This is a genomic window from Klebsiella ornithinolytica (genome assembly GCF_030505655.1).
Lineage (GTDB): Bacteria > Pseudomonadota > Gammaproteobacteria > Enterobacterales > Enterobacteriaceae > Klebsiella > Klebsiella ornithinolytica.
The window spans coordinates 4218588-4230865 of record NZ_CP130153.1 but is presented as its reverse complement, the minus strand read 5'-3'; the positions used below and the strand labels follow the sequence as shown (position 1 = coordinate 4230865).

General features: G+C 58.0%; 12 protein-coding genes. 4 read left to right on the top strand and 8 right to left on the bottom strand.

Annotated elements, in window-relative coordinates:
* Positions 1-50: 50 nt before the first annotated feature.
* Both Q1L34_RS20165 and tesA read right to left on the bottom strand, forming a co-directional pair.
* Positions 51-860 carry an SDR family oxidoreductase gene (locus tag Q1L34_RS20165; RefSeq protein ID WP_160873212.1) on the bottom strand — a complete coding sequence of 270 codons (810 nt, stop codon included), beginning with the start codon at positions 858-860 and terminating at the stop codon, positions 51-53.
* Positions 850-1473: a multifunctional acyl-CoA thioesterase I/protease I/lysophospholipase L1 gene (gene tesA / locus Q1L34_RS20160; protein ID WP_032689237.1), complete on the bottom strand. Its 624-nt coding sequence runs from the start codon at positions 1471-1473 to the stop codon at positions 850-852. Before tesA ends, Q1L34_RS20165 begins: the two co-directional genes overlap by 11 nt.
* Between tesA and ybbA the strand changes: the two genes are divergently transcribed.
* Positions 1444-2130 carry a putative ABC transporter ATP-binding protein YbbA gene (gene ybbA / locus Q1L34_RS20155; RefSeq protein ID WP_032716774.1) on the top strand — a complete coding sequence of 229 codons (687 nt, stop codon included), beginning with the start codon at positions 1444-1446 and terminating at the stop codon, positions 2128-2130. The two genes, tesA and ybbA, sit on opposite strands and share 30 nt — an antisense overlap.
* Positions 2127-4541, top strand: a complete 2415-nt coding sequence (ybbP, locus tag Q1L34_RS20150) for a putative ABC transporter permease subunit YbbP (protein ID WP_104895451.1) — start codon at positions 2127-2129, stop codon at positions 4539-4541. The genes ybbA and ybbP overlap by 4 nt, the downstream gene beginning before the upstream one ends.
* Positions 4542-4692: 151 nt before the next feature.
* Here ybbP and Q1L34_RS20145 read toward each other — a convergent pair whose 3' ends face one another.
* Positions 4693-5001: a monooxygenase gene (locus tag Q1L34_RS20145; protein WP_004858861.1), complete on the bottom strand. Its 309-nt coding sequence runs from the start codon at positions 4999-5001 to the stop codon at positions 4693-4695.
* A 209-nt stretch (positions 5002-5210) separates the two neighbouring features.
* Here Q1L34_RS20145 and Q1L34_RS20140 point away from each other — a divergent pair, with 209 nt between their 5' ends.
* Complete coding sequence (locus tag Q1L34_RS20140; protein ID WP_044346317.1) at positions 5211-6356, top strand: porin; 1146 nt, start codon at positions 5211-5213, stop codon at positions 6354-6356.
* A 104-nt stretch (positions 6357-6460) separates the two neighbouring features.
* Here Q1L34_RS20140 and mnmH read toward each other — a convergent pair whose 3' ends face one another.
* The 5 genes from mnmH to ppiB all read right to left on the bottom strand — a co-directional run bounded on the left by mnmH (position 6461) and on the right by ppiB (position 10636).
* Positions 6461-7537, bottom strand: coding sequence for a tRNA 2-selenouridine(34) synthase MnmH (gene mnmH, locus Q1L34_RS20135; RefSeq protein WP_004858865.1), 1077 nt, complete (start codon positions 7535-7537; stop codon positions 6461-6463).
* A 185-nt stretch (positions 7538-7722) separates the two neighbouring features.
* Complete coding sequence (purK, locus tag Q1L34_RS20130; protein WP_015585002.1) at positions 7723-8790, bottom strand: 5-(carboxyamino)imidazole ribonucleotide synthase; 1068 nt, start codon at positions 8788-8790, stop codon at positions 7723-7725.
* A complete protein-coding gene (gene purE, locus Q1L34_RS20125; RefSeq protein ID WP_004858870.1) occupies positions 8787-9296 on the bottom strand; it encodes a 5-(carboxyamino)imidazole ribonucleotide mutase in 510 nt (169 codons plus the stop codon). The genes purK and purE overlap by 4 nt, the downstream gene beginning before the upstream one ends.
* A gap of 119 nt (positions 9297-9415) precedes the next feature.
* Positions 9416-10138, bottom strand: coding sequence for a UDP-2,3-diacylglucosamine diphosphatase (lpxH, locus tag Q1L34_RS20120; RefSeq protein WP_004858872.1), 723 nt, complete (start codon positions 10136-10138; stop codon positions 9416-9418).
* 3 nt (positions 10139-10141) lie between these two features.
* A complete protein-coding gene (ppiB, locus tag Q1L34_RS20115) occupies positions 10142-10636 on the bottom strand; it encodes a peptidylprolyl isomerase B (protein ID WP_004858873.1) in 495 nt (164 codons plus the stop codon).
* Between the two features lie 174 nt (positions 10637-10810).
* On the opposite strand from ppiB, the gene cysS reads away from it, so the two are divergent.
* Positions 10811-12196, top strand: a complete 1386-nt coding sequence (gene cysS, locus Q1L34_RS20110) for a cysteine--tRNA ligase (RefSeq protein ID WP_004858875.1) — start codon at positions 10811-10813, stop codon at positions 12194-12196.
* The last annotated feature ends 82 nt before the right edge of the window (positions 12197-12278 follow it).

The following is a 12278-nucleotide window of genomic DNA, read 5'->3' as shown; positions in this document are numbered from 1 at the left end:
CTCTTTAGTCGATTTTGGGTATACATGGGGGCGACGGCCGGAGCTTCAACTCAGCCCTGGATAATTTTGTCCATCAGTCGCGTCGGCAGCAGGCGTTTGAGCAGCGCCACGGCGTGGGTGACAAGGGTCACCGGATAGCGCAATTGCGGTTTGTCGCTGGTAAAAGCATGGCGCACTTTTTCCACCACCGCTTCCGGGCCGAGGGTAAAGCGTGCGGCGATACCCGGATTCTCCACCGGCTTATCGCGCTGGGTTTGGTTGACGTTGGTGGTAAAACGGGTGGTGATAGGACCGGGCTCAATCAGGCTGACCTTAATGCCGCTATAGCGCAGCTCCATACGCAGCGCATCGGACCAGGCTTCCAGCGCATATTTGCTGGCCGCGTAGGCGCCGCGACCGGGGCTGGAGATGATCCCCATGACCGAGGAGGTCATGACGATACGCCCTTCGCCGTGCGGCTCCATTGCCGGCAGAAGTAACATCGTCAGCTGGTGTGCGCCAAAAAAGTTGGCGGAAAACTGCGCCTCCATCTGTTGACGGCTAATGGTGGCGAGCGGGCCATAGACGCCGTATCCGGCATTATTAAACAGCCCGTACAGGCGATTATTGGTCAAGGCGATGACCTCCGCAGCGGCGCGTTCAACGCTTTGCGGGTCGTCGAGGTCCAGCAAAATACCGGTCAGCCCGAGCTCCTGCATCCGCGCCACGTCATCCGCTTTACGGCAGGCGGCCAGGACGTTAAAGCCCTGGCGTTTTAAATCGAGGGCGCTTTCAAGACCAATACCGCTGGAACAGCCTGTAACTAAAACCGATTTTTGCATAACTTTACCTGCAAGCGACGCCTGAAGATCAGGAGTCATGATTAACTAAGGGTGCCAGCCGGGTTGCCATCCAGTCGGCAATAAAAGGCTGGGCATCGCGATTGGGATGGATGCCATCATCCTGCATCCACTGGGGTTTCAGATAGACCTCTTCCATAAAAAAGGGCAGCAGAGGAATATCAAACTCTTTGGCCAGGGCCGGGTACAGGGCGCTGAAGGCTTCATTATAACGACGGCCATAGTTCGCGGGCAGGCGAATTTGCATCAACAACGGCTGAGCGTTGGCGGCTTTGATATCCTGAATCACCGTCCGCAGAGTCTGCTCGGTTTGCTGGGGCGGGAAGCCGCGCAGCCCGTCGTTGCCCCCCAACTCGACCAGCACCCAGCGCGGCTGATGCTGTTTGAGCAGCGCCGGGAGTCTTGCCAGTCCTTGCTGCGAGGTGTCGCCGCTGATGCTGGCGTTGATGACCGGCGTTGTGGTCTGCCACTTATCGTTGAGTAGCGCAGGCCAGGCGGCGCTGGCGGCCATGCGATAACCGGCGCTCAGGCTATCGCCAAGAACCAATAGCTTGTCTGCGGCCATGGCGCGGCAGGCAAAAAAAATCAGAAACAGGAAAGGCAAATGCCAGCGGAAAACATACTTGAAGTTCATCATCTTAAGAAGTCCGTCGGTCAGGGAGAGCATCAGCTTTCCATCCTTACCGGAGTTGAGCTGGTTGTCAAACCGGCGCAGACCATCGCCCTGATTGGTGAGTCGGGTTCGGGGAAATCGACCCTGCTGGCGATCCTTGCCGGGCTGGATGACGGCAGCAGCGGCGAGGTCTCCTTACTCGGCCAGCCGCTGCATACGATGGATGAAGAGGCGAGGGCGCGGCTGCGTGCTAAACATGTCGGCTTTGTCTTTCAGTCATTTATGCTGATTCCAACCCTTAATGCTCTGGAAAATGTCGAGCTTCCGGCGCTGCTTCGCGGTGAGACCGATAACCAAAGCCGTGGCAGCGCCCGGGCTTTGCTGGAGCAGCTGGGGCTGGGGAAACGTCTCCATCATCTGCCGGCGCAGCTTTCCGGCGGCGAACAGCAGCGGGTGGCGCTCGCCCGCGCATTTAACGGCCGGCCTGAGCTGCTGTTTGCCGATGAGCCTACCGGCAATCTTGACCGCCATACCGGCGACAAAATTGCCGATCTGCTGTTCTCCCTTAATCGAGAGCATGGTACCACGCTGATTCTGGTGACCCACGATCCGCTGCTGGCGGCGCGCTGCGATCGGCGGCTGCGTCTGGTGGACGGCCAGCTGCGGGAGGAAGCATGATTGCCCGTTGGTTCTGGCGCGAATGGCGCTCGCCCTCGCTGCTGATAGTCTGGCTGGCGCTGAGCCTGGCGGTGGCCTGCGTACTGGCGCTGGGGTCGATCGGCGACCGAATGGAAAAGGGGCTCAGCCAGCAGAGCCGCGAATTTATGGCCGGGGACCGGACGCTGCGCAGCTCGCGCGAGGTGCCTGCGGAGTGGATTGACGAGGCGCGCAGGCTCGGGCTCACCGTCGGAGAGCAGCTGAGCTTCGCCACCATGACCTTTGCCGGCGATACGCCGCAGCTGGCGGACGTGAAGGCGGTCGACGATACCTATCCGCTCTACGGTCAGCTGGAGACGCAGCCGCCGGGCCTGAAACCCCAGGCCGGAAGCGTGCTGCTGGCTCCGCGCCTGATGGCGCTGCTGAACTTAAAAATCGGCGATACACTCGATGTCGGCGATGCCACGCTGCGCATTGCTGGCGAGGTGATACAAGAGCCGGATGCCGGCTTCAACCCTTTCCAGATGGCGCCGCGGCTGATGATGAACACCGCCGATGTGGCGAAAACCGGCGCGGTACAGCCCGGCAGCCGCGTCTCCTGGCGCTATAAGTACGCCGGAACCCCGCAGCAATTGGCGGACTATGAAAAGTGGCTCCTGCCGAAGCTGGGGCCTGAACATCGCTGGATCGGCCTGCAGCAGGACGACAGCGCCTTAGGCAAATCGCTGGAACGCTCGCAGCAGTTTTTGCTGCTGTCCGCGCTGCTGACTCTGTTACTGGCGGTGGCCGCGGTGGCAGTGGCAATGAGCCATTACTGCCGCAGCCGCTATGATCTGGTGGCGATCCTGAAAACCCTGGGCGCCGGACGCGCGCAGCTGCGTAAGCTTATTGTCGGCCAGTGGCTGATGCTACTGGCGCTGGCGGCGGTGGCCGGCGGCGCGATGGGGGTGGGGCTAGAGCAGATTCTGCTGCTGATGCTAAAACCGGTGCTACCGGTAGCCTTACCGCCGGCCAGCGGCTGGCCGTGGCTGTGGGCGATCGGCGCGATGGTGGTGATTTCGCTGCTGGTGGGGTTACGACCTTATCGCCTGCTGCTGGCAACGCTGCCGCTGCGGGTTCTGCGTCAGGATATCGTTGCCAACGTCTGGCCGCTGAAATTCTATATTCCGCTGGTGTGTGCGGTGGTGGTGCTTCTGCTGGCCTGGCTGATGGGCGGAAGCCCGCTGCTATGGGCGGTACTGGCCGGGGCCGTGGTGCTGGCGCTGCTGTGCGGCGCGTTGGGCTGGGGGCTGCTGTGGATGCTGAAGCGGTTGACGCTGAAAGCGCTGCCGCTGCGTCTGGCGGTGAACCGTCTGCTGCGCCAGCCGTGGTCAACCCTGAGTCAGCTGGCGGCATTCTCGCTGTCGTTTATGTTACTGGCGCTGCTGCTGGTGCTGCGCGGCGATCTGCTGGATCGCTGGCAGCAGCAGCTGCCGCCGGAAAGCCCCAATTACTTCTTGATCAATATTGCGCCGGAGCAGGTCGCTGCGGTGAAAACGTTCCTCGCCGGACACCATGTTACGGCGACCGAATTTTACCCGATCGTGCGCGCCCGCCTGACGCAAATTAACGGCCAGGCGGCGGAGAGCAATAAAGACGAAGCGTTGAACCGTGAGCTGAATTTGACCTGGCGCAGCGAGCGGCCGGATCATAATCCGCTGGTGGCCGGCAGCTGGCCGCCCAAAGCCGGAGAGGTGTCAATCGAGGAAGGACTGGCGCAGCGGCTGGCGATCAAAACCGGCGATAGCGTGACCTTTACCGGCGATACTCAGGAGTTCAGCGCGACGGTCACCAGCGTACGCAAAGTTGACTGGGAAAGTCTGCGGCCAAACTTCTTCTTTATCTTCCCGCCGAATGCGCTTGACGAGCAGCCGCAGAGCTGGCTGACCAGCTTCCGCTGGGATAACGGCAATACGCTGTTGACGCAGCTTAACCGCGAATTCCCCACCGTCAGCCTGCTGGATATTGGCGCGATTCTCCGTCAGGTGGGTCAGGTGTTGACGCAGGTCAGTCGGGCGCTGGAGGTGATGGTGGTGCTGGTGACCGCGTGCGGCATTTTGCTGCTGCTGGCGCAGGTTCAGGTCGGTATGCGCCAGCGCTATCAGGAGCTGGTGGTCTGGCGCACGCTGGGGGCCGGAAAGTCGCTGTTGCGTACCACGCTGTGGGCGGAGTTTGCGCTGCTGGGGGTGGTTTCCGGAATAGTGGCGGCCATCGGCGCGGAGGTGGCTTTGGCGATGCTACAAACCAAAGTGTTTGATTTTCCGTGGTCGCCGGACTGGCGACTGTGGGTGATGTTACCGCTGTGCGGCGCGCTCCTGCTGTCGTTATGCGGCGGCTGGCTGGGGTTGCGTCTGTTAAAAGGCAAAGCCTTGTTTCGCCAGTTCAGCCAGTGACTGGAGGGAGACCTCATCGGGCAAGCGCCTGGCGATGCTGCGCTTGCCCGAACCGACGGGAAAATAGAGCCTGTTGATATATTGGAACCGTAGGCCGGGTCAGGCGTCAGCCGCCGCCCGGCAAAATACGCGCGCTATCGCGAAATAAACGCTATTGCAGATGACCGTGGTTCAGCGCGGTGAGCGGTTCATTGACGTCGAAAACTTTGCCGATAACCTCATCAACGCCGAGTGATTTCAGGCGCGCGGTATGCTTATTGAGATAAGCGAGGGCGGTCTCTTCATCCTCGAAAAGATAGATCCCGCCCGCTTCGTGGTTCTTTTCGCTTTCAGTCCAGACCTTCCAGATAAACCCCGGCTCCTGATTGATGGACTCGGCCAGCTCCACGAGCTGGCGGGACATCTCGCTGCCGAAGGGGCCGTTAAAGGCAAAGTGCAGCTGCAGTAGTTTTTTCGACATGCTTCCTCCATGGATAATGTTTGAGCGGCAGTACTTCATTTTAATGACAGAACGATGAAATGATAATCGCTGACTTTTTAAACGCACAAAATGATAACTCACTGATTTTTAACAGCACTAAACATTAAAAACCCAACAACACGTCATGCCAAATCACGGTTAATATTCAGCTGGAAACTATAAGGTTGCTTATTACTCAAGGAAAAAGCATGGCACATAAAATAAAAGCGCTGGCGGTGACGATCGGCGCAGCACTGGCGTTAACCTCTTTCGCATCCCAGGCTGAGATTACGCTACTGAAACAGGACCCGCAGGCCGGAGATCCGCTGAGCCGCCTCAACTTTACCGTCGGCGGGAGTATTCGTCCGCAGTTCAACATGATGTCCGGCGACGGCGATAAAGGGTCTTATAAACGTAATGGTTTTGATGGCGGGACCCGTTTCCGCTTCGCCGCTGATTATTATCTGTTTGATGATATTAGCTGGATCAGCTATTACGAGCTGGGGGTCAATATTCCGGCGTTGTTTGACTGGGATAACCACTATGCGGAAGGCGCCAATAATACGAGCCGCCGTATGTTGTACACCGGGCTGAAGAGCGACACCTGGGGGACACTAACCTACGGTCAGCAAAACAGTATTTACTACGATGTGGTTGGGGCGAAAACCGATATCTGGGATTACGACATGATCGCCCAGGCGCCGGGTAACGGCATTAACGGCGACTACGATGGTTCGTATCGTTCCCGTAATATGCTGAAATATAAGAAAACGGCGGGTGACGTTGACCTCTATGCTTCTTATTTGTTTGAAGATAATGAATATCTGCCGGGCAATGGCCTGCGCTATAAACGTAAAGGCGGCGGTTCCGTGGGCGTGGATTATCACATCACTAAGGACCTGACCTGGGGGACCGCGTGGAACTACACCCGTGCCGAGATGCGCGACCCGTCAACAGCAGACAACAAAACCTATGATCAGAATATCCTCGGTACGGCGCTGAGCTGGAAACCGGATAACTGGACCTTCTCCTTCGGTGGCGGCTGGTATCAGAACTTTATGACCACGAAGAAAACCGATGTTTACGACTATTTCGCCGGGGATGCCTGGGGGATTGAGTACTTCGCCGGTTATACCTTCCCGATTGGTCAGTACGCGGTGAAAACGATTCAGCCGTACTTTATGGGCGATCGCCTGGAGTACGTCAACGGCCGTAACTATCAGCGAATTGATAACGGGCTGGGGATCAGCTTCCAGCTGGATTACGGTTTCCGCGTTGATTATGAGCACGTCTTTACGTCCAGCACCGACAACCTGGGCGATATGAACCTGGTGCGTCTGCGCTACGACTTCTAAGCGGCTGCGACTCCCCGGTGGCGCTGCGCTTACCGGGGTTACAGGCTCACCCGTAGCCCCGGCTAAGGCGTCGACGCCGCAAGCCGGGGCTGTAGGGAATTTGATTACTTCGTCAACCAGGAGGCGACGTCATTCCAGCTGCCGCGAAAGATAATTTTTTCCGCTTTTTTGCTCAGCTGATAGCGATACATCGGGTCGTAGTACTCTTTCAACAGCGGCACCAGCCAGGCAAAATGGGCATCGGTCGTAGCATCTCGCTGCTGCGAAGCCAGCGCCTCGTCAAGCAGGGCGGTGAGCTGGGCAAAACGCTGTAGTCCCAGGCGACGGCGAATGGCAAACAGACCGTGATGCAGGTATTCGCTGTACTCCTGCCAGCCTTTCTCTTCACCGTAAGCATCAATAAAATCACGGTGCATACGGTCAAAATACTCTTCCCGCAGGCGCTCCAGGCGGATCTCAAACGGGTCTTCCACTACCGCCAGCGGCGATTGCGCCATGCGCTCACGCATGCATTCCGGCAGGTGGTTCGCGCCGATCATATGTCCTTCATCTTCCAGCACCCAGCGACGATGCTGCCCGGCTTTTTTCAACATCGCCACCGCCAGATGGTTTTCAAATGTTGCCTGGGCGTGCTGGTCACGCAACGTGCGGCCGAACGATGAGCCGCGATGGTGGGCGAGCCCCTCCAGATCGATACCGTCGGGTCGGGAGCAGACCAGCTGGGTCTTGCCGTTGCCGGTACAGCCGCCGATCAGCACTATCGGGCGTTGGACCAGCTCTTCGGTGAACTGGATAGCGGCCTGGCGCAGCGCCTTATAGCCACCGACGATCAGCGGGTACTCGATGCCGGCCTCATGTAGCCACTGTTGCACGATGTGCGAACGCTGGCCACCGCGGGCGCAGCACAGATAGCCCTGCGGATAACGTAAACAGGCATCACGCCATGCGGCGAGACGCTTTTCCCGCACCTCGCCGTTGACTAACTGATGGCCCAGCGCTAATGCCGCGTCCGCGCCGTGTCGTTTATAGCAGGTGCCGACGGCGGCGCGTTCGGCGTCGTCCATCAGCGGCAGATTCAGTGCCGCAGGAAGTGCGCTTTGGCGGAATTCGATCGGGGCGCGGACGTCAATGATTGGCGTGTCCGCCGTGAGAATGGTGCGGTAATCCGTCCCATTTTTCATGGGTCATCCTTCTGAAGTCAAACTGAAAGCGTCTTTAAAATAAGAAAATCTTTAAAGCAAGGAGGGGATTCTACGCGCCTGAATGTCTGCCGGGGAAGGGCGAAGATCAATTCCCCGGCAAATAGCCGTTTTCATTCGGGCGCACAGGCGGCGGATGCGCCGGGCGCCAGAATGTGTCAGGAGGGTTAAGCCAGCTGGGATTGCGCCCAGAAGATACCGCTGGCGTACTCCGGCGGCAGAATAGGTTTTAAGGCTTCCAGCGTGGCGCTCAGGCGGTCGGTATCGCTGTCGGTCAGGTTAAGGTGACCCACTTTGCGCCCCGGACGCACTTCTTTGTCGTACCAGTGCAGATGCACCAGCGGCAGCTTCAGCCAGTCGTAGTTCAGATCGCTACCGATCAGGTTGATCATCACCGAAGGGCTGTTCACTACCGGCGGCGGCAGCGGCAGGCCGGTAATCGCCCGCAGATGCAGTTCGAACTGGCTGATCGAGGCCCCGTTCTGGGTCCAGTGACCGCTGTTGTGCACGCGTGGCGCCAGCTCGTTAATCAGCAGGCCGTCAGCGGTGACAAAACACTCCATCGCCATCACGCCCACGTAGTTCAGCTCGTTCATAATGGCGGTAAGCATGCTTTCCGCCTGGTCCTGCTGGCGGGCATTGGCCTGCGGGAAGGCGACGCTGGTACGCAGAATGCCCTCCTGGTGCAGGTTGCGGGTAAGCGGGTAGAACACCGTGCTGCCATCCTGCGCGCGGGCGCCAACCAGCGACACTTCGGCGGAAAAGTTGATGCCTTGCTCAACAATACATTCGCCATAGTTTTCATCCGGCAGCTGCGCAATGTCGTTTTCGCGCAGTCGCCATTGGCCGCGACCATCGTAACCGCCCACGCGACGCTTAACGATAGCCAGTTCGCCCAGACGTGCGAATACCGCCGGCCACTCGCTTTTATCTGCCAGCAGCTGCCACGGCGCGGTGGCGAGCTCCAGCTTATCAAACAGCTGTTTTTGCGTCAGACGGTCGGCAATGATCGGGAACACATCGCGGTTAACAAACGCCGGGTGGCGCGCCAGTTCACGCGTGAGCGCCGTTTCCGGCCAACGTTCGATTTCGGCAGTGATCACGCTTTGCTGAAACGGCACCGCTTCAGGATCGGCTTCCAGACCGACTGGCCAGACGGCGATACCCAGCGGTTCACCGGCCTGGCGCAGCATCCGGCCTAGCTGGCCGTTGCCAAGGATGCAAACCTGCTTCATGCCGCACCCCGCGGATCCGGATTCTCCAGCACCTCATCGGTCTGGGCCTGGCGCCAGGCGCTCAGGCGCTGATGCAGTTCGGCATCGTGCACCGCCAGAATCTGCGCCGCCAGCAGGGCCGCATTGGCGGCACCGGCTTTGCCGATGGCCAGCGTGCCGACGGGAATTCCGCGCGGCATCTGAACAATAGAGTAGAGACTGTCTACGCCGCTTAACGCCGCGCTTTGCACCGGCACACCTAATACCGGCACCAGAGTTTTCGCCGCAATCATGCCCGGTAGATGCGCCGCGCCGCCCGCGCCGGCAATAATCACCTGATAACCGTTGCTTTCCGCGTCTTCGGCAAAGCTAAACAGCTTATCGGGCGTCCGGTGTGCGGAGACCACTTCAACATGGTACGGAACGTTCAGGGCATCAAGGATTTCTGCGGTAAACTGCATGGTAGCCCAGTCGCTTTTGGACCCCATCACGATGGCGATACGCGCCGAATTATTGCGGGAAGACATGCGTCTTAAAACTCCTGTGGGTGTGCTTCACACTGCTTTAGAGGCCACAGAGAATAACATGATCTTTCGGCAAGGAAAACGGTTGCGTCACCGGTGATGGGGTGAAAATGCGCTGGAAATTAAAACGGGAATGCGATCAGCTCAACGTCGTCTTTGCTGACTTTGACCATCGACCCTTCGCTGTGCCAGGCGCCGAGGACGACGCGAAATGCCGGTTTGCCGTTGGCCTCTAGCGGGTGGACGGCAGGGCGATGCGTGTGACCGTGAATCAGCCACTGCACCTGATGTCTTTCCAGCGCGTCGACCACGGCCTGCGGATTGACATCCATGATTTCCAGCGACTTGCTGCTGTTGGCCGCTTTGCTGTCGGCGCGCATTCTGGCGGCGATACGGCGGCGAATAAACAGCGGCAGGGCAAGGAACAGACGCTGAATCCACGGTGTATGGACTTTGGCACGAAAAGCCAGATAGCCCGGATCGTCGGTGCACAGCGTATCGCCGTGCATGATCAGGACCCGACGGCCATACAGATCGAGCACGTTTTCTTCCGCCAGCAGCCGCATCCCGCAGGCGCGTGCGAAGCGCTGGCCCACGAGAAAGTCGCGGTTGCCGTGAACAAAATAGCAGGGCACGCCGGATTGAGTTAATGCGTTGATTGCCGAGGCGATTTGCTGATGCAGCGGGTTCGGATCGTCATCGCCAATCCAGGCTTCAAACAGATCGCCAAGGATATACAGCGCGTCTGCCTCGCGGGCTTCGCCGGCTAAAAAGCGTAGAAAACCGGCGGTGATCGCCGGTTCTTCTGTTTGCAGATGCAAATCCGCAATAAAAAGTGTCGCCACGAATTACTCGCTGACGGTGACGCTTTTGATCACCACATCTTCTTTCGGCACATCCTGATGCATGCCGCTGCGGCCGGTAGCCACCGCTTTGATTTTGTCGACCACGTCCATACCTTCAACCACTTCGGCAAATACGCAGTAGCCCCAACCCTGCAGGTTTTCACCGGAGAAGTTCAGGAAGTCGTTATCGACAACGTTAATGAAGAACTGCGCGGTGGCGGAGTGAGGTGCCTGAGTACGGGCCATGGCCAGAGTACCGCGGGTGTTTTTCAGACCGTTGTTGGCTTCGTTCTGGATCGGGGATTTGGTGGTTTTCTGCTCCATGCCTGGCTCAAAGCCGCCGCCCTGGATCATGAAACCGTTGATAACACGGTGGAAAATGGTGTTGTTGTAGAAACCTTCGCGGCAGTAATCCAGGAAGTTTTTAACTGTTTCCGGCGCTTTGTCGTCAAAGGTTTTGATGACGATATCGCCATGATTAGTGTGGAAAGTAACCATTTTTGCATCCTGTTCCGATGATTGTGGTGCTTAAACCCAAAGTTGGGCGTGACATAGGGGGCTGTTATAGCATAACCGCCGGGTTCGATCACCTTGCATTGTGTGCTGCTTCGGGGTTGAATTAAGGTTAGAATACGCGACCTGATATTCACACACGTCTACACGGAATCTTCGATGTTAAAAATTTTTAATACACTGACGCGCCAAAAAGAAGAGTTTAAGCCTATCCATGCCGGGGAAGTGGGCATGTACGTGTGTGGAATTACCGTTTACGATCTCTGTCACATCGGCCATGGCCGTACTTTCGTCTCTTTTGACGTGGTTGCCCGCTACCTGCGTTTTCTCGGTTATAAGCTGAAGTACGTGCGCAACATTACCGATATCGACGATAAAATCATTAAGCGTGCTAATGAGAACGGCGAAAGCTTTGTCGCGCTGGTCGATCGCATGATTGCCGAAATGCACAATGATTTCGATGCGCTGAATATTCTGCGTCCGGATATGGAGCCTCGCGCCACCCATCATATTCCCGAGATCATTGAAATCACTGAACAACTGATCGCCCGCGGTCATGCGTACGTGGCGGACAACGGGGATGTGATGTTCTCGGTACCGACCGATCCGAATTACGGGCAGCTGTCGCGCCAGGATCTGGACCAGCTGCAGGCCGGCGCCCGCGTGGATGTCGTTGACGTCAAGCGTAACCCGATGGACTTCGTGCTGTGGAAAATGTCGAAAGAGGGCGAGCCAAGCTGGCCGTCGCCGTGGGGCAACGGTCGTCCTGGCTGGCACATTGAATGTTCGGCGATGAACTGCAAACAGCTGGGCAACCATTTTGATATCCATGGCGGCGGTTCGGATCTGATGTTCCCGCATCATGAAAACGAAATAGCCCAGTCCACCTGTGCTCACGACGGGGAATACGTTAACTACTGGATGCACTCCGGGATGGTGATGGTTGACCGCGAGAAAATGTCAAAATCGCTGGGCAATTTCTTTACCGTACGCGACGTGCTGAAGTACTACGATGCGGAGACCATTCGCTATTTCCTGATGTCCGGCCACTATCGTAGCCAGCTGAACTACAGCGAAGAAAACCTCAAGCAGGCGCGTTCTGCGCTGGAGCGTCTGTATACCGCGCTGCGCGGTACCGACAAATCGGTAGAGCCGGCCGGCGGCGACGCCTTCGAAGCGCGCTTTATTGAAGCGATGGATGACGATTTCAACACCCCGGAAGCCTATTCCGTGCTGTTCGATATGGCGCGTGAAGTCAACCGCCTGAAGACGGAAGATGTCGCCGCGGCTAACGCCATGGCCGCACATATGCGCAAGCTCTCCGGCGTGCTGGGGCTGCTTGAGCAGGAGCCGGATGTCTTCCTGCAAAGCGGTGCGCAGGCTGACGACGGTGAAGTTGCGGAAATCGAGCGGCTGATTCAGCAGCGTCTGGATGCGCGTAAAGCGAAAGACTGGGCCGCTGCGGATGCGGCGCGTGACCGTCTCAATGAGATGGGGATTGTGCTGGAGGACGGCCCGCAGGGAACCACCTGGCGCCGGAAGTAAGCAATAAAAAAACGCCCGGCTTGCCGGGCGTTTTTATGATCAATCTTAAACCACCTCCTGTGGAGGTGGCGATCGTTCATTA